This window comes from Kribbella sp. NBC_00359, from assembly GCF_036097425.1.
Classification (GTDB): domain Bacteria; phylum Actinomycetota; class Actinomycetes; order Propionibacteriales; family Kribbellaceae; genus Kribbella.
This window is the reverse complement of record NZ_CP107975.1, coordinates 9013327-9029583: the sequence shown is the minus strand read 5'-3', so window position 1 is coordinate 9029583 and position 16257 is coordinate 9013327. Positions and strand designations below refer to the sequence as shown.

The 16257-nt window shown below is 68.8% G+C and carries 17 protein-coding genes and 1 tRNA gene; 8 read left to right on the top strand and 10 right to left on the bottom strand.

The window, feature by feature from the left end:
* The first annotated feature begins 31 nt into the window (after nt 1-31).
* The 4 genes from OG876_RS43625 (at nt 32) to OG876_RS43610 (ending at nt 4087) form a co-directional block, all read left to right on the top strand.
* The gene (locus OG876_RS43625) at nt 32-1216 is read left to right on the top strand and encodes a sensor histidine kinase (protein WP_328522624.1); all 1185 of its coding nucleotides are present in this window, start codon (nt 32-34) and stop codon (nt 1214-1216) included.
* Nucleotides 1213-1833 (top strand): response regulator transcription factor, encoded by a 621-nt coding sequence (locus OG876_RS43620; protein ID WP_328522623.1) that lies wholly within the window; start codon nt 1213-1215, stop codon nt 1831-1833. The genes OG876_RS43625 and OG876_RS43620 overlap by 4 nt, the downstream gene beginning before the upstream one ends.
* 141 nt (nt 1834-1974) lie before the next feature.
* Nucleotides 1975-3054 (top strand): hypothetical protein, encoded by a 1080-nt coding sequence (locus tag OG876_RS43615; protein ID WP_328522622.1) that lies wholly within the window; start codon nt 1975-1977, stop codon nt 3052-3054.
* Between the two features lie 46 nt (nt 3055-3100).
* Nucleotides 3101-4087: a cation diffusion facilitator family transporter gene (locus OG876_RS43610; RefSeq protein ID WP_328522621.1), complete on the top strand. Its 987-nt coding sequence runs from the start codon at nt 3101-3103 to the stop codon at nt 4085-4087.
* Nucleotides 4088-4155: 68 nt separating this feature from the next.
* On the opposite strand, the gene OG876_RS43605 is transcribed toward OG876_RS43610, so the two are convergent.
* The 5 genes from OG876_RS43605 to OG876_RS43585 all read right to left on the bottom strand — a co-directional run bounded on the left by OG876_RS43605 (nt 4156) and on the right by OG876_RS43585 (nt 7742).
* Nucleotides 4156-4944, bottom strand: coding sequence for a hypothetical protein (locus OG876_RS43605; protein WP_328522620.1), 789 nt, complete (start codon nt 4942-4944; stop codon nt 4156-4158).
* Nucleotides 4945-4959: 15 nt separating this feature from the next.
* Entirely contained in the window at nt 4960-5448 is a 489-nt protein-coding gene (locus tag OG876_RS43600) for a SigE family RNA polymerase sigma factor (RefSeq protein ID WP_328522619.1), read from the bottom strand.
* A 515-nt stretch (nt 5449-5963) separates the two neighbouring features.
* Nucleotides 5964-6036, bottom strand: a tRNA-His gene (locus OG876_RS43595).
* Nucleotides 6037-6117: 81 nt separating this feature from the next.
* Nucleotides 6118-6732 carry an oligoribonuclease gene (gene orn, locus OG876_RS43590; RefSeq protein WP_328522618.1) on the bottom strand — a complete coding sequence of 205 codons (615 nt, stop codon included), beginning with the start codon at nt 6730-6732 and terminating at the stop codon, nt 6118-6120.
* Nucleotides 6733-6836: 104 nt separating this feature from the next.
* On the bottom strand, nt 6837-7742 hold the full coding sequence (locus tag OG876_RS43585; RefSeq protein ID WP_328522617.1) for a class I SAM-dependent methyltransferase: 906 nt from the start codon (nt 7740-7742) through the stop codon (nt 6837-6839).
* Nucleotides 7743-8033: 291 nt separating this feature from the next.
* On the opposite strand from OG876_RS43585, the gene OG876_RS43580 reads away from it, so the two are divergent.
* Together OG876_RS43580 and OG876_RS43575 are read left to right on the top strand one after the other, a co-directional pair.
* A complete protein-coding gene (locus OG876_RS43580; protein WP_328522616.1) occupies nt 8034-9305 on the top strand; it encodes a BTAD domain-containing putative transcriptional regulator in 1272 nt (423 codons plus the stop codon).
* A complete protein-coding gene (locus tag OG876_RS43575) occupies nt 9299-9808 on the top strand; it encodes a GNAT family N-acetyltransferase (protein WP_328522615.1) in 510 nt (169 codons plus the stop codon). The genes OG876_RS43580 and OG876_RS43575 overlap by 7 nt, the downstream gene beginning before the upstream one ends.
* A gap of 45 nt (nt 9809-9853) precedes the next feature.
* On the opposite strand, the gene OG876_RS43570 is transcribed toward OG876_RS43575, so the two are convergent.
* Entirely contained in the window at nt 9854-10057 is a 204-nt protein-coding gene (locus tag OG876_RS43570; protein WP_132152442.1) for a cold-shock protein, read from the bottom strand.
* A 181-nt stretch (nt 10058-10238) separates the two neighbouring features.
* Complete coding sequence (locus OG876_RS43565; protein ID WP_328522614.1) at nt 10239-11027, bottom strand: hypothetical protein; 789 nt, start codon at nt 11025-11027, stop codon at nt 10239-10241.
* A 117-nt stretch (nt 11028-11144) separates the two neighbouring features.
* Between OG876_RS43565 and OG876_RS43560 the strand changes: the two genes are divergently transcribed.
* Nucleotides 11145-11321 carry a hypothetical protein gene (locus OG876_RS43560; protein ID WP_328522613.1) on the top strand — a complete coding sequence of 59 codons (177 nt, stop codon included), beginning with the start codon at nt 11145-11147 and terminating at the stop codon, nt 11319-11321.
* Here OG876_RS43560 and OG876_RS43555 read toward each other — a convergent pair.
* Complete coding sequence (locus OG876_RS43555; protein WP_328522612.1) at nt 11304-11876, bottom strand: dihydrofolate reductase family protein; 573 nt, start codon at nt 11874-11876, stop codon at nt 11304-11306. The genes OG876_RS43560 and OG876_RS43555 overlap by 18 nt on opposite strands.
* A gap of 205 nt (nt 11877-12081) precedes the next feature.
* Between OG876_RS43555 and OG876_RS43550 the strand changes: the two genes are divergently transcribed.
* The gene (locus OG876_RS43550) at nt 12082-13098 is read left to right on the top strand and encodes a 2-dehydropantoate 2-reductase (protein WP_328522611.1); all 1017 of its coding nucleotides are present in this window, start codon (nt 12082-12084) and stop codon (nt 13096-13098) included.
* A 45-nt stretch (nt 13099-13143) separates the two neighbouring features.
* On the opposite strand, the gene OG876_RS43545 is transcribed toward OG876_RS43550, so the two are convergent.
* A complete protein-coding gene (locus OG876_RS43545; protein WP_328522610.1) occupies nt 13144-14904 on the bottom strand; it encodes a glycoside hydrolase family 35 protein in 1761 nt (586 codons plus the stop codon).
* A gap of 3 nt (nt 14905-14907) precedes the next feature.
* Entirely contained in the window at nt 14908-16257 is a 1350-nt protein-coding gene (locus OG876_RS43540; protein WP_328522609.1) for an ABC transporter substrate-binding protein, read from the bottom strand.

Below are 16257 nucleotides of genomic sequence, written 5' to 3'. Positions count from 1 at the left end.
CCGGCCGGCTCGGCCTACCATCGGCAGGACCATGACCACTTCACGCACACCGGGCTGGGCGACCGGGATCCTGGGCCACGCCGACGGGCTGGTGGTCGCGCTGAACGCGGCCTTCGTCGTCCTGGTGCTCGCCTCCGCGGTCCGGTACCTGACCGGGCACGGATTCGGCGACCGCACGCCCTGGGTGCTTGCGGGCGCGCTGGTGCTGCTGGCGACGTACGCCGCGCACAGAGCGCTGCCCAGTCGCGTCTGGCTCGCGTTGCTGGTGGTGGTGTGGTTTGGGCTGGTGGTGCTGGCGCCTTCGTTCGCGTGGTGCGCCGTACCGCTGTCATTTGTCGCGTTGCGGGTGCTGGCGTTCTGGCCGGCCTGTGCGGTCGTTGCGGGGATGGTGGTTACCACAGTGGTCATGTGGACGCGGATGGCTGACCGGCTCGATCCGACGATCGTGCTGGGGCCGGTGTGCATCGCCGTACTCGCTGTTGGTGCGTATCGGGCACTCGAGCGGGACGCATTGGCGCGGCAGGCGCTGTTGGACGATCTGCATGCAGCGCAAGGGGATCTGGCGGACGCGCAGCATCAGGCCGGCGCGCTGGCCGAGCGGGCCCGGCTCTCGCGGGAGATCCATGACAGCGTTGCTCAAGGGCTGTCCAGCATCAATCTGCTCCTCCAGGCTGCAGAGCGGGAGTGGGACGACCGACCGGCCGCGGCACGCGAGCATGCGTCGCAAGCGGCGGCGACCGCTCGGGATGGGTTGGATGAGGTACGGCGGGTGGTCCGGGACCTGGCTCCCGCAGAGTTGACCGTGGTGCCGGGTGAGCCCGCGCTGCCGGATGCACTCCGCCAGACGTGCGGGCGACTCGCAGCCCACAGCACTGTGGACGTGCGCGTCCAGGTGCACGGTACGCCGGTGTCACTCGGGTCGGACGTCGAGACCGCCTTGCTGCGCACTGCCCGTGGTGCATTGGCCAACGTGCTCGAACACGCGGCTGCCACGACCGCCGTGGTCACGCTGACCTACCAGCCGGACGCCGTTGTCCTGGACGTCCGCGACGACGGCCGCGGCCTTCCCGACGGTGGATCGACCGATCCGGATCGCGGGCGGGGACTGACCGGCATTCGCGACCGGCTGAAGCAGCTCGGCGGCACGCTGGTCCTGGAGAGCGAACCAGGCGAGGGTACGGCGCTGGCCGCCTCGATCCCGTTGGTCCGCGCATGATCCGGGTCGCGTTGGTGGATGACCATCCCGTGGTGCGGGCCGGGATGCGCGCGCTCGTGGAAGGTCAGGAGGACCTGTCCGTGGTGGGCGAGGCGTCGGACGCGCACAGTGCCGAGCAGTTGGTTGCCGCGGTTCGGCCGGATGTCGTGCTGATGGATCTCAACCTCGGCTCCGGGCCGGGTGGTGCCGAGACCACGGCGCGGTTGCGGGCGTTGCCGGAGCCGCCGCACGTATTGGTGCTGACGACGTACGACACCGAGGCGGACATCATGAGTGCAATCGATGCCGGGGCGTCCGGGTATTTGCTGAAGGACGCGCCGCCGGAGGATTTGTTTCGCGCTATCCGCGGGACCGCGCGCGGTGAGACGGTGCTGGCGCCGGCAGTCGCCGCGCGGTTGGTGCGACGGTCGGGGCCGTTGCTCACCGAGCGAGAGGTCGAGATCCTCGGGTTGCTCGCGACCGGCCGGTCGAATCGGGACATGGCCAGGAGCCTGTTCGTCAGCGAAGCGACGGTGAAGTCGCATCTCTCGCACATCTACACGAAGCTCGAAGTCGACACCCGGGCCGCCGCCGTTGCCCGCGCCATCGAGCAACGCATCATCCGCCCACCTAGTTGACGATGCGCGTGCGAGCGCCGAAGTTGCGGTCGGCGGCGAATTGTGCCGGGATTGTTGTGCGCCGGTGTCATTTCGGGATTCAGTAATAATAAAAGCGGTTCGGCGATAGGCAACGACGGATTCCCGTGACATTCTGCGGAAATGATCACAGGGGGATTGAAGTCAAAGGGGTGGGCGGCTTTGGCCGCGGGGGTTTCGTTGGTGTTCGCGGCGGTGGTCGCGCCGGCCGCGTCGGCCGTACCGGAGAAGCTGAGCTCGCCGGATCCGAACCTGACGGTTACGAGCGTGACGCTCGGGCGAGCGGCGGTCGCCGTGTCCGGGCTGAACACCGTGGCCGTACCGGTCACCGTGGCCGGTGGGTACAAGACGACTGAGTCGGGCACCGTGTTTCTCAACGTGTTCCTGGATCGCACCGGCGGTACCGGGCCGGCGCGCTATATGGTCGCGGCGCTCCTCGGACCGGCCTCCGGGACCGTTCAGAGCGGCACCTGGAAGGGCTCGCTGTACGTGCCGTCGACGGCGAACGGGACGTTCAAGGTCACCGGGGTGATGGAGGGCACCATCATCGACGGTTCCGACGGCAGCATGACGACCCCGACTCCGTTCGCCGGTCCGAGCGTCGCTGTCACGGGCTCCCACCTGCCGAGGATCGGCGTCTCGATCATCCCGAAGGTGGTGCCGTTCGGTTCGGCGTACAAGGCCCGCGTGGCGATCACCGACTCCGCGACAGGCAAGGCGTACGGCAGCCGGATCAGCGTCCAGATCACCTGGGACAACCTCTGCGTCGAGCACGACGGAGACCGCTATCTCACCAACACCGCCGGGATCGCCGAACGGGTCTATCCGGCCGCTGCCGGGGACGCCCTGAACTGTGTCCGGCTGCGCGGCCGCGCGTTCGACACCGCGGGGCTCGGCTGGTCGGTCAGCCGGCCGGGGATCGTCGGCGCGACGCCCTCCAGGACGAGCGTCCCGGTCGGCACGATCGTGCCGGTCAACGGCACGGTGGCGGGCGCTCCTTCCACGTGCGCAGTGGTCCTGCAGCGCCTGACCGGCGCGACGGCGTGGCGCGGAGTGAGCCAGGACGTCGTCCGGCAGAGCGGGCGGTTCACGGTACTCGCCCAGCCGCCGTACGTCGGCAACGTGATCTACCGCGTGTACTTCCCGACCTGCGGCCGGTTCCAGGCCGGCTACAGCAAGAGCTTCGTGATCCGCGGCTCCTGAGGCGAGGTTGCGGTGACCGGCGAGGGCGGGGGATTACTGTCGTGCTGTGAGTAGCTCGGACAACGCGGGGGGCGAGAGCTTTCTGACCGTGGTCGTCGCGCTGACCGCGAATCTGCTGATCGCGGTGGCGAAGACGGCCGTTGCGGTGATCACCGGCTCAGCCTCGATGACGGCCGAGGCCGCGCACTCCTGGGCCGACACCGGCAACGAGATCTTCCTGCTCGTCGGCGAGCGGCGGGCGCGGAAACCGGCCGACCGGACCCATCCGCTCGGCTACGGGCGGGAGGGCTACATCTGGTCGATGTTCGCCGCGTTCGGACTGTTCACCGTCGGCGCGGCGGTGTCGGTCTGGCACGGGATCCAGTCGCTGCAGCACGGGGAGGAGGGCAACCCGTCGTACGGCTGGGCGTACGCCGTCCTCGCGATCTCGTTCGTGCTCGAAGGGATCTCGTTCGCGCAGGCGCTGCGGCAGACCAAGGCCGGTGCGCTCAAGCGGATGCTGCGGCCGTTGCGGTACGTGCGGATCACCTCGAACCCGGTGCTGCGGGCGGTGTTCGTCGAGGATCTCTCAGCGCTGATCGGGATCCTGATCGCGACGCTGGCGATCCTGCTGCATCAGTTGACCGGCAACGCGGTCTGGGACGCGCTCGGGTCGATCGTGGTCGGCCTGCTGCTCGGCGGGGTCGCGCTGTTCCTGATCAGCCGGAACATGGACTTCCTCACCGGTGAGGCGGTCACGCCGCTGGCCCGCAACCGGGCACTGCGGGCGCTGCTCGATCACAAGGACATCGAACGGGTCAGCTTCCTGCACATGGAGTGGGTCGGCGCCGACAAGATCTTCCTGGTCGCCGCGGTCGACGTCATCGGCAACGACCCCGAGTCCGCCGTCGCCATCCGCCTGAACGACATCGAGGAGGCGCTGAACGCCCGCCCCGAGATCGAACGGGCCGTCCTGACCCTGAGCCGCCCCGGCGACCAGACCGACCTCCGCCCGGTCCCCCTCCCGGACTGGTACGTCGACCCCATCGCCTGACCTCATGAGCGCTGACGGCCAGAATGCCAACGGCCCGGCTATCCACCTGGGAAGCCGGGCCGTTGCGTTCACTTACTCGGCTGGACCTTCGACGACGGCTTGACCGCCGTACCGCTGGGCTTGACCGTGTTCGCCGGCGGGAACTTCCACGCCTTGCTCTTCACCATCGAGGTGAGCTGCGCCACCGTGAACAACGGCTTCTGGCGGGTGTGCCGCGAGCCCTTCTCGGCCGGCGCGTTGTAGCTGGTCATGCTGATGAAGCGTCCGTCGCGCAGGTACAGCGCGACGTAGTTGCTGGTGACGCCGTCCTTGTTGCGGTCGCCCGGGTACTCGGGCTGCTCGGCCATGGCGAACAGCGACGAGCCGTCGGGGAACTTGGTGCAGCCGGTCGAGGCGGTGGCGCAGGGGTTCTCTTCGCCGCCGCCGGAGAGCAGGACGTCGACGCGGGAGGCGCCCTTGCCGTCGTCGACGACGTACGCCGCGGCGACGAAGCCGTCCTTGGATTCGCCCCACGTCTCGGGCTTGGTGAGGGTCCGGCCAGGTGCCTCGACGAGAGACCGGAGGGTGACCAGTGTCTGCTGCGGGGTCACGTGGCTCGGCTTGGCCGCCGGCGGTGCGGTCAAGGGGGCCGGCGTACCGGCGACTGCTGCTTCCGACGGGCCGCCGAGCAGTTGGACTCCGCCCGCGATCAGGCCCACGGTGGCCACGACGGCTCCGGCTCCGGTGAGGCTGAGGACCGTCGTACGACGACGCCGGAGGTGGAGGCCCTGCTGGACGCTCCGTTCGAGCAGGTCGGGCGTGACCGGCTCGAGGTTCTCGGTGGCGCGCTGCATGAGATCGGTGAGTTGGTTGTTCATCGGTGCTCCTCGGGTTCAGTGCGCGATCAGCTGGGCGGCGCCGTCGCCGAGGACCGCGCGGAGGCGGTCGAGGGCTCGGGCGGTGCGGGTGGTGATCGCACTGGCGTTCTTGCCGAGATCGAGCGCGACCTGCTCGACGCTGCGATCTTCGAAGAACCGCAGCACCAGCACGGCGCGATCCAACGGCGCCAACTCGGCCAACGCACTCTGCAGCGCCATCCGCAGCTCCGGATCCCCGGCCCGCTCGGCGCGCTCCGGCACCTCCGCGGTCGGCCGCTCGGTCCAGCTCTTCCGCCGCCGCTGCGAAATGAACGTCCGCGCCAGCGCGGCCCGCGCGTACGCCGCCGGATTCTCGACCCGGTGCCAGGTCCGCAGCATGTTCGCGAGCGTGTCCTGGACCAGATCCTCGGCGTGATGCCGATCACCTGTCAGCAGCCAGGCGGTGCGGTACAGCTGCGGTATCCGCGCCCGCGCAAACTCCTCGAAGTCTTCAGTTGCCCTCATCGCAGCCTTTCGGTCGATGCCTCTGCCTCAAGAGACGCACCCACCCGCCGGGAAGATCACACCCGACTTTTCAGAACACCAGCGAGAGCACCCAGACCGCGAACGCCAAGAACCCCACCACAAACGTGACCACCAGCACCACGCCATACCCGAACCACAAACTCCCAGAAGACTTCACCCGAGCATCCTGACACGTCGACCAGCGACCAAAGCCGAAGGACAACCCCAGCCACAGACGAAACCCGAGAGGCAACCCAGCCACGACAAAGCCGAACGGCAACCCCAGCCACAGACCAAAGCCGACAGGCGACCCCAGCCACCGACAAAGCCGAACGGCGACCCCAGCCACAGACGAAAGCCGAACGGCAACCCCAGCCACGGAGCCGAGCGAAGCGAAGGCGCACAGGGGTGTGGGTGGCGGAGCCCCCACCCGCGGCAAGCGAAGCGCAGCCGCACAAAATGCCGAAGGCGACCAGGTCCGCGCACTCCGCGGACACAGATCGCCCTCGCCTTCGGGTGAGTGACGGGACTCGAACCCGCGACCACCTGGACCACAACCAGGTGCTCTACCAGCTGAGCTACACCCACCATTGCCGCCCTGACTGCGACGGCTGAGCAATCATAGCGATGAACCCCGTGGACCAGAAATCGGCCCACCCAGGCCCTGGGTCAGGGGGTCGGCGGGGCGTCCGGGGTGGTGATCAGGGTCGCGGCGGCCCGGGCGGTGTCGGAGTCCGGACCGGGCTGCGGGACGAACACAGTCTCGCGGTAGTAGCGGAGCTCGGCGATGCTCTCGGTGATGTCGGCCAGCGCACGGTGATTGCCGGTCTTCGCAGGGGTGGCGTAGTACACCCGCGGATACCACCGGCGGACCAGCTCCTTGATCGAGCTGACGTCGACGTTCCGGTAGTGCAGGTGCGCCTCGACCCGCGGCATGTCGCGGACCAGGAAGGTCCGGTCCGTGCCGACCGAGTTCCCGGCGAGGGCGGCCTTGCGGGGCTCCTTCACGTATCCGGAGATGAACTCGAGCACCTGCTGCTCGGCGTCGGCGAGCGGGATCCCGTGTTCGAGCTCGGCGAGCAGACCGGAGGCGGTGTGCATGTCGCGGACGAAGTCGCCCATCTGCTCCAGCGCGGCCGGTGGTGGCGCGATCACCAGGTCGATCCCGTCACCGAGCACGTTCAGCTCATAGTCGGTGACCAGCACCGCGACCTCGATCAAGGCGTCCGCCGCCAGGTCGAGGCCGGTCATCTCGCAGTCGATCCACACCAGCCGGTCGTTCATGGGCACCCACCTTACGGCGAGCCGCCGACACCCTGGCCACCACCAGCCCAAGCCCCGGCGTGGCGTTCGTCTCCAGTACGCCGTACGCCGGGGCCGGAGCGTGGTCAGCGGGGTGCGTGGCCGACGTGGACGCTGCGCACGGACAGTACGGCGAGGTCGGTCCGGTGGCCGAGGTAGTGCGGGCCGTCCGGGTCCAGCAGTTGCTTCCACGCCGCAACGTCGTCAGCACTCAACCACTCGCCATCGGCCGGCACCAGATGGCCGTGACCGTGTCCATGTGAGTTCCCGTCCTGCGCCGGCTCAGCCGTCAGACGGTCGACACGGAATCGGAACGCGGAGGCCAGATGCTCCAGGCGGTCGGGGGAGAGTGGCGGTGGGGTCTCACTGAGGATGCTTCGGGTGGTGACGTCGCTCAGCCCGGCACGCGTGAGCGCCTCGGTCCAGCCGTACGGCATCGGCACCGAGCCGGGGAGCGAGTCACGCATCACCTTGAACCAGCGGTCCTGGGCCAGGTCGAGTCGCAACTCGAGGCCGGGCTCGCCGACGCCCAGGTCCCACGGCAGGCTCCGGGCCGGCAGACCGCCCTCGGCGAGAGCCAGCCGACCACCTGGTGCCAGCAGCGAAGCCAGTGCGTCGACAGCGGCCTGCTGGTCGCCGGCGTGATGCACCGAGGCCGACGCCCAGATCAGGTCGGCCGGTGCATCGATTGCCTTACGCAACGGCTCCGCCCCGTCGTCCATCGAGGCCAGCTCACACCGGACCGCGCCGGCGGTGTGCTGCCGGGCCTGGTCCAGTACTTCGGGATCCGCGTCGATCGCGACCACCGTCGTACCGGCCGGCAGGGCCTCGGCGAGCGCCTTCGCCATCCCGCCGCCGCCACAGCCGACGTCCACTGCCACCTTGTCGCCGTCGCGGACCAGGCTGGTGGCAACCGTCCTGTTCCAGTCGCTCGCGCTCTCGGCCGCGGTCCGGAGCCGCCCGGCCTCTCCCGCCCAATCGATCTCGATCATGGCGCCAGTCTCCGTCCGCCCGCGGCCCAGCCCGGCATCTTGTTGCTGATCCAGCAATTCGGTTGTACCTCAGGACAGGAGGTAGTGCCTGTCACCGCGGCAGTCCCCGCGTGAACCGGCGGCGGGACTGGGCAAGAAGGCGACTACCTCCTGTCCTCCGGTACGCCACTTCCCTGGACAGTCGGGAGAGGGTCCCGGGCGGACGGGAGACTTTCACGATCGAGCGGGAGATCAGGGGTACCACTGTTGCCTGAGGGCTGTGCCGGGTGTTGTTCTGATCGGGGACCTGGGGTGGAGGTGGCATCCGGGGCGGGGGCAGGGGGTGGCGAAGTCCTCCATGAGGTCCTGAACATCCGCAGCGAGCTAGGCGATCAGCTCGGCGAGGCGCGCGCCCAGCTGATGCTTGCCCAGCGCACTCAAGGTGCTGAGGGCCGAGACCCCGCACTGCGCGCACACCAGCAGTTCCTGGCCGCTGGCGCGACCCGGCACGCCGCAACAGCACTCGCTGCCACTGAAGACGGCGGCCCGGTGCCAGTCCGCATCGAGTGCTTGGGCGGTTTCCGCGTACTACGGAACGGCAAGGCGATCCAGCTCGGTGAGTGGCCGTCCAAGAAGGCCCGCGACCTGTTGAAGATCCTGGTCTCCCGTCGCTGCCGGCCGGTCGCCCGCGTGCAACTCCTGGACCTGCTCTGGCCGGATCAGGACGAGTCGGTCGCGTCCCCGAGACTGTCGGTTGCCCTGTCGACTGTGCGCTCGGTGCTCGACATGGAGAAGAAGTACGCGGCGGACCACTTCGTCGGGGCGGACCGCGCCACCATCTGGCTCGACGGCGAGCAGGCCGCCGTGGACGTCGAGCTGTCCCTGCACGACGCACGCGAAGGGCTCAAGACCACCGATCTCCGGTTGCTGCGCGCGGCCGAGGCGGCGTACTCCGGGGACTTCCTGGAAGAGGACGTGTACGCCGACTGGGCCGCAGGGATGCGTGAAGAGGCGCGGGCGCTCTATGTGCGGGTGGCGCGCGTACTGGCCGAGCGTGGGCGGCGAGACCCCGACGCGGCAGCCGGATACCTGCTGCGGATCCTGCAGCGGGATCAGTACGACGAACGCGCGCATCTCGGCCTGGTGGCGGCCCTCCAGGCGAGCGGTGCACATGGCGAAGCCCGCCGGGCGTACCGCACCTATGTGCAGCGGATGGCCGAGCTGGAGGTCGAGCCGGCGCCCTATCCGGCGGTCCCTGCCCGGCTTCAAGACTTCCTGAAGGTGCCGCCGCAGAGCGAGGCCGGACGGGTCGTGATCGAGTCGAACGCGATCTGGCACCTGTACGGCGACCTGTCAGAGCTCGCGGTCAGCCAGGGGGAGACGGTGGAGACAGGGGATCGGCTCGAGGTCGCCAGCGGTTCACATCTGCACTACGAGGAGCGGGTGGCGCCGTACGAGGTCGGTGACCACCGCAGTCCGCAGTTCGACCTGCACACCAATGCAAGGATGCGGACGGTGGCCCCGGACGGGCCGGTCGAGGACGGAGCGGCCGAGCCGTCCGGCGCTACCGTTGAACAGTGTTGAATACACCTGCCACCCCACCGCCCCGGTCGATCACGCCCTTCGACACAGCCCGCCTGAGCATGCAGCCGTTGCAGGTCGAGCACGCCGGCGAGATGGCGAAGGTCCTGTCCGATCCGGACCTCTATACCTTCACCGGCGGTGAGCCGCCGACCTTGGACGTCCTGGAAGCTCGCTACCGCCGTCAGCTCGCCGGTCCGGGCCGGACGGACGAGCAATGGTTCAACTGGGTGATCCGGCACGACGACGAGCTGGTCGGCTACGTGCAGACCACAGTCACCGGAAGTACGGCGGAGATCGCCTGGGTGATCGGTACCGGCTGGCAGGGCCACGGCTACGCGAAGGAAGCTGCACAGGGCCTCGTCACCTGGCTGAATGCCCAGGGCATCCAGCGGATCATCGCCCACGTCCACCCGGACCATGCCGCGTCAGCCGCGGTCACCGCGGCCGCCGGCCTGACCCGCACCGAGCAACTGGACGACGGCGAGTACCTCTGGACCACATGACAGCAGGCCCGGCCGTGATCGGCCGGGCCTGCTGTGCGCGGTGGTTCAGACCGGGCGAACGTTCTCCGCCTGCAGGCCCTTCGGGCCCTGGGCTACGTCGAACTCGACCTTCTGGTTCTCATCCAGGGACCGGAAGCCGTCCGTCGCGATCGCCGAGTAGTGCACGAACACGTCGGCGCCGCCGCCGTCCTGGGTGATGAAGCCGAAGCCCTTTTCGCCGTTGAACCACTTCACTGTTCCGCTGGCCATGATCTGCTCCTTCAGTGGGGGATGGGACCCGGCAGGTGCCGGTTCCCGGGTTGCGGTACGAGCCCACCCACACAGACCAGTGGCCTGAAATGAGAAAAACGCCCGGCGGATCACAAATCCGCGGGCGCTTCGAAACGAACGTGGAACTGCAAAACTGCAACCATCGACAACCCTAGCATGGTCAGCAGACCGTGACCGCCCCATCGGCTCGGCGCAGTACGTCGTACTCGTCCGGCGTCCCAGGCCAGGTCGCGGAGCATCCCGACTGCCCGCACTCACACGCGAACGGGTGCGGCGGCAGCTCGGCCAGGCCGATGTCCGCCTGCCACAACCGCCCCTGCCGGCAGGCCGCCTGGTTCTCGTACTCCCGCTGCCGGCGTAGCTCGGCTCCCGCCTCGAGCCCCGGGAACGGCCCTAGCGTGTCCTCGACAGCACGCGTGATCGCCGCCCAATCCGGATCCGCCGGCACGTCGATGACGATCCGCCCGCGCTCGGCCGCTTCACGCCGTACGAGGTCAGCCAGCACGGCGTCCCGTGCCAGGAGGCCGTCCAACCGAGCCCGCCCCGCCGGGTCCTCGGCCCGGGCCAGCCGCTGCTCCCTGGCCCGCCGGGTCTGCTCCGCGTCCGGCACCAACCACACCGCCGCCGCGATCTCGTCAGCCATCGACGGGAACAGCTGCGGTCCCTCCACCAGCGCGGGCACGTCGCCCAGCCCACGTGCCCCGACATCGGCGGTCACCAGCTGCAGCCGCGCCCACGCGATCTTCACGAAGGCCTCAGCGGCGAACTCCGGTCCCTCGGCGAGGTTCTCGGCCAGCGGCCGCAGCGGTGGCATCCGCCCGACGTGGTCGTAGGTCCACAGGTCGATCGGGTGCAGCGGCAGATCGCTCCGCCGCGCGAGGTCGCGCGCGATCGTCGACTTGCCCGCACCCGGAGCTCCACCGATCCACACCATCGCAGGCCAGCTCATCTGCCCCATCTTGCCAACACAATCGGGCGTGACCTCCGAGACGAGGACAGCGCCGTACCGGCGGGAGCTTCTCCAGCACTGCTACGGGTCTTCGCGCTGCGCGGCACCGACTGGCGGGTGGTGCCGATCGCGGCGAACGGGCAGGCCGGGATCGCGGTCTACCGCGGTGACGGCGACGTGCACCGGTTGCACACCCTGCACGTGTTCACCATCACCGCGGCCGGCATCACCCACAACCGCACCTTCCAGGACGACGCGATCTTCGCCGCATTCGGGCTATCCCTGACCCGCTGACCGCTCGTACGTCGTCAGTACGGCGGGGCCGTTCTGGACCGTCGACGCCAACTGCAGGTGGATCGGGGCGTCCGCGGCCGGGAACAGCCGCTCGCCCGTGCCGAGGACGGTCGGGAAGGTCATCAGCCGGTACTCGTCGATCAGGTCGGCGGCCTGCAGGACCCGGACGACGCTGAGGCTGCCGACCACGCTGACATCGCGGGACTCCCGCTCGGCCCGGACCGCGTCGACCACGTCTCCGTCGATCAGGGCCGAGTTGGCCCAGCCCGAGACGTCGGTCAGTGAGTGCGAGGCGACGAGCTTGGCCATCTTGGTCATCCGGACCGAGAAGTCGTCGGTGCGGGGCGACAGCAACCGGCCGAGGAGTTCCCAGGTGGTCCGGCCGAACACCGTGACGCCGGTGTCCAGGATCGAACCGAGCCGGAACTTGTCGCCCTCGACCGGGCCCCGACCATGCCGGAAGGCCCAGCCGCCGGCCGAAGTGCGGTCCGACCCGTCCGGGTCGGTGACGATGCCGTCGAGGCTGATGAACTGGCTGACGATGACGCGGCCCATGATGCGCTCCTGCTCTGTCCGAACGAACTGTCACGGATACATACCGCCGGTCCGGCGCCGATTCATCGCTGCTCCGCGGACCCCTTTTTGGCGAGCGCTTCCCGGGAAGTGTGATCTTGACCGCATTCAGGCTCCGCCTACTGCATCCCGTATACCAAGCCTCTCGAAAGGTGGACCCGACCATGCCTGGATCGAGGAGGGACCGATGAGGGTTGCCGTGCTCGGCTCCGGAGCGATCGGCGCGTGCGTCGGCGCCGCGCTGCACCGCGGTGGAACCGAGGTGCACCTGATCGCCCGCGGCGCCCATCTGGAAGCGATCCGGTCGAACGGTGTAAAGGTCCTCAGTCCACGCGGTGACTTCGAGGCCCGTACGCCGGCCACCGACGACCCGGCCGAGATCGGGCCGGTCGACTATGTCTTCCTCGGGCTGAAGGCGAACTCGTACGCGAGCGCCGACCCGTTGATCGAGCCGCTCCTGCACGACCGCACCGTCGTCGTGGCCGCGCAGAACGGCATCCCGTGGTGGTACTTCCATGGTCTGAAAGGTCCGTACGAGGGTCGCCGGATCGAAACGGTCGATCCAGACGGCTCGGTGACACAGGTGCTGTCACTCGAGCCGGCCGTGGGTTGTGTCGTCTATTGCTCGACGGAGCTCGAGGGGCCAGGCGTCGTACGCCATCTGGAGGGGACCCGTTTCTCGATCGGTGAACCTGTGGGCGGGCGGTCCGAGCGATGCGAGACGTTCAGTGCGGCGATGGTCGCCGGTGGGTTGAAGTGTCCGGTCGAGGCGGACATCCGGACGGACATCCGGATCAAGCTGCTCGGCAATGCGGCCTTCAACCCGATCAGCGCGCTCGCGCGGGCCACGATGGTCGAGATCGCCACGCACCAGGGGACGCGCGCGATGGTCCGGCTGATGATGGAGGAATCCCTGGAGATCGCCGCGGCGGTCGGCTGTCATCCGGACATCTCGGTCGACAAGCGGATCAACGGCGCCGAACGCGTCGGCGGGCACAAGACCTCGATGCTCCAGGACCTGGAGAAGGACAAGCCGCTCGAGCTCGACGTCATCCTCGCCGCGGTCGTCGAGCTCGCCGACCTCACCGGCACCACGGCCCCGACCTTGCGCGCAGTCCACGCCGTCGCGGACCTGCTCGCGACCAAAGTCGGCGTTACCCCCGCGACGACAGCAGCCCGCAGTCCAGCCACCGCAGGCTCCTGAGCCAGGTGGGTCCGGCCACAGCAACGTCGGACCCACCTGTTCCACCTACAACTCCAGCGGACCCAGCGATGGTCCGGCGACGAAGTGCGCGACCGGATCGGCCATCACGTCCAGCTCGAGTACGACGAGCTTGTTGCGGCCCGACCGTAGTACCGGGCCCGGCACGTAAAGCGTCTCCTGCGGCCCCCGGCGCCAGTACCGCCCCAGGCAGAACCCGTTCACCCAGGCAATCCCCTTGCCCCAAGCAACAGTCGACAGGAAGCGGTCCACCGGAGCGGCGACGTCGAACGAGCCACGCCAGGCGGTCGGACCGACGCCAACCCCGTCCGCCGGCTGGGGGGTGTCCGGGGCGGGCTGCTGGGACCACAGGTTCGGCACGCTGTCCAGGTCGATCGCACAGGCCGACCAGTCGAGGAGCTCGTCGGCGCCGAGCCGGATCGGGCCGATCAAGCCCTTGACCTCGCCGATCCGTCGGCCATAGTTCACTCGGCCCTGGTCCTCGACCACTATCTCCAACTGCCCGCCATGCGGCAGCACCAGCGCCGCGTCATGCCGCTCGCGGTCGAGCACCCCAACCGGCGCGCCATCCAGGAACACATACGCGCGATCCCGCACCTCGCCAACGGTGAGAAGAGCCGGCCCGTCCGTCGGCACCTCCTTGCGGAACAGCGCCAACCGACTGTCCAACTCGTCCAGCGTCGGCAGCTCCGCGTGTTCGCTCCACGCGCCCCAGGGGTCGGGAGCGGACAGCAACCGGACCGGCGACCCCAGCGCAGCGGAGGTCTCCGGCGCGCCCGGCCCTGACGCCGGGACAACGTCGGGGACGGGCGCATACCGGGAGATCACCTCCCGGAAGGCGTGGAACTTCTCCGTCGGGTTCCCCGCCTCGTCCAGCGGCGCGTCATAGTCGTACGACGTGATCGTCGGTCGGTAGACGCCCTTGTCGTTGGCGCCACTCGTCAGCCCGAAGTTCGTGCCGCCGTGGAGCATGTAGATGTTGACCGAAGCACCGGCGGCCAGCAGCGCGTCCAACTCGGCCGCGGCGTCGGCCACGCTGGTCGTGTGGTGCGGTCCACCCCAGTAGTCGAACCAGCCGTCCCAGAACTCCATGCACATCAACGGCCCGGTGTGCTGATGCTTCCGCAAGGTCGCGAGCCGTTCCCCGGCCCGCGACCCGAACGACCCGGTCCGCAGTACGCCGTCCAGTCCGCCGGCCGCGAGCATCGCGTCGACGGGCTGGTCCACGGTCACCAACGGCACCGTGATCCCGGCCGCCCGGATGATCTCGGCGACCCCCTTCAGATACGTCTGGTCGTCGCCGAACGCGCCGTACTCGTTCTCGACCTGGACCAGCAGCACCGGTCCGCCCCGGTCGACCTGCAGCGGTTGCACGATCCGCAGGACATCGAACAGATACTCCTGCACAGCCGCCATGAACCGCGGTTCGTACCGGCGGACTCCCATGTCCGGCTCCCGGAAGAGCCAGGCGGGGAGTCCGCCGTTGTCCCACTCCGCGCAGATGTAAGGCCCGGGGCGGACGATCGCGTACAGGCCGGCGGCGGCCACCTCCCGCAGGAACCGCTCGAGGTCGAGCATCCCTGAGGTGTTGAAGGTGCCCGGCCGCGGGCTGTGCGCGTTCCACGGCACGTACGTCTCGATGGTGTTGAGTCCCATCTGGCGGGCCTTCTCGATCCGGTCGGCCCAGCTGTCCGGGTGCACGCGGAAGTAGTGCAGTGCACCGGACAGGATCCGAAAGGGCCGCCCATCGAGCAGGAAGTCGGACTCACCGATCGCGAAGTGGGTCATATGTCAGCCGTTGACCTGGAAGCCCTGCTGGTTGCCGTAAGCAACAAGCGCGTCCTGCCAGGCCGTCAGACCTGTGTTCAGGTCCGACTTCGACTGGTACGCCTTGCCGACGGTGTCACCGTAGATGCTGTTGGCGTACAGCTCGTACGGCAGGTAGCTCCAGCCCTTGACGACCGAGTCGGCCGCGCCGGTCAGGACCTGGTTGATCTTCTGGCCGCCGAAGTACGTGCTCGCCTTGTCGACGAACGCCGGGTCCTTGAGGTCGGCCGTGGTCGCCGGGAAGCCACCGCTGGCGAGGAACGGCTTGACACCCTCGTCGTGGTTCAGCCACTTGACGAACGCGGCCGCCAGCGCCGGGTTGGCGCTCTGCTTCAGCACGGACTCGGTGCTGCCACCGTTCTCCGCGGTAGCCGGCCGGCCGTCGTACGTCGGCATCGGGGCGACTGCCCACTTGCCCGCGCCGGCCTTGACCGACGCCTCCATCACGCCGGGCATCCACGCGCCGGTCGGCAGGGTCGCGATCGTGCCGTCGCCGAGGGCCTTGAACCACTCGTCGGTCCAGCCCGGGATGTTCGACACCAGGCCGCCGGTGACGAGCTGGTTCCAGGTATTCGTCCACTTCTTCGAGCCGTCGTCCTGCAGGTTGATGGTGATGTTCTTGCCGTCGGACTTGAACGGCGTACCGCCCGCCTGCCAGATCATGCTGGTGGTGAAGCCCGCGTCACCGGAGTCGTTGGTGATGTAGCTCTTCGGGTTGGCCGCGTGCAGCTTCTTGGCGGCCGCGACGTACTCGTCCCAGGTCTTCGGCACGGCGATGCCGTACTTGTCGAAGACCTGCTTGTTGTAGAACAGCGCCATCGGGCCCGAGTCCTGCGGCAGGCCGTAGAGGCCGCTGCCGGCGTGGACGGCCGCCCAGGTCGAGGCCGTGTACGCCGACTCGTACTGGCTGAAGCCGTACTGGTTCAGGTCGACGAGCGAGCCGGGCAGCGCGAACTGGGGGAGGGCCTGGTACTCGATCTGGGCCACGTCCGGTGCACCCGAGCCGGCCTTGATCGCGTTCTGCAGCTTGGTGTAGTGGTCATTGCCGGTCCCGGCGTTGACGTAGTTCACCTTGACGTTCGGGTACTGCGCCATGAACGCCTTGACCTGGGCCTCCGCCGACGGCGTCCAGCTCCAGTAGGTGATCGTGCCGCCCTTCTGCAGTGCGGCGTTGACGGCATCGGGAGAGCCGGTGGTCTGGCTGCCGCTGCTGCTGTCGGACTTGGAGCCGCCGCAGGCGGCCACGACCGCGAGGGCCGTGAGGGCGGCTCCGGCAACCACCAGCTGCCGGATGCCACGCCAGTGTGACTTCAT

Excerpts from the sequence above, each read along its gene's own strand:
- OG876_RS43625 (WP_328522624.1), top strand. The coding sequence starts at position 32 with ATGACCACTTCACGCACACCGGGCTGGGCGACCGGGATCCTGGGCCAC.
- OG876_RS43620 (WP_328522623.1), top strand. The coding sequence starts at position 1,213 with ATGATCCGGGTCGCGTTGGTGGATGACCATCCCGTGGTGCGGGCCGGG.
- OG876_RS43615 (WP_328522622.1), top strand. The coding sequence starts at position 1,975 with ATGATCACAGGGGGATTGAAGTCAAAGGGGTGGGCGGCTTTGGCCGCG.
- OG876_RS43605 (WP_328522620.1), bottom strand. The coding sequence starts at position 4,944 with ATGAACAACCAACTCACCGATCTCATGCAGCGCGCCACCGAGAACCTC.
- OG876_RS43600 (WP_328522619.1), bottom strand. The coding sequence starts at position 5,448 with ATGAGGGCAACTGAAGACTTCGAGGAGTTTGCGCGGGCGCGGATACCG.
- orn (WP_328522618.1), bottom strand. The coding sequence starts at position 6,732 with ATGAACGACCGGCTGGTGTGGATCGACTGCGAGATGACCGGCCTCGAC.
- OG876_RS43585 (WP_328522617.1), bottom strand. The coding sequence starts at position 7,742 with ATGATCGAGATCGATTGGGCGGGAGAGGCCGGGCGGCTCCGGACCGCG.
- OG876_RS43570 (WP_132152442.1), bottom strand. The coding sequence starts at position 10,057 with ATGGCCAGCGGAACAGTGAAGTGGTTCAACGGCGAAAAGGGCTTCGGC.
- OG876_RS43565 (WP_328522614.1), bottom strand. The coding sequence starts at position 11,027 with ATGAGCTGGCCTGCGATGGTGTGGATCGGTGGAGCTCCGGGTGCGGGC.
- OG876_RS43555 (WP_328522612.1), bottom strand. The coding sequence starts at position 11,876 with ATGGGCCGCGTCATCGTCAGCCAGTTCATCAGCCTCGACGGCATCGTC.
- OG876_RS43550 (WP_328522611.1), top strand. The coding sequence starts at position 12,082 with ATGAGGGTTGCCGTGCTCGGCTCCGGAGCGATCGGCGCGTGCGTCGGC.
- OG876_RS43545 (WP_328522610.1), bottom strand. The coding sequence starts at position 14,904 with ATGACCCACTTCGCGATCGGTGAGTCCGACTTCCTGCTCGATGGGCGG.
- OG876_RS43540 (WP_328522609.1), bottom strand. The coding sequence starts at position 16,257 with ATGAAGTCACACTGGCGTGGCATCCGGCAGCTGGTGGTTGCCGGAGCC.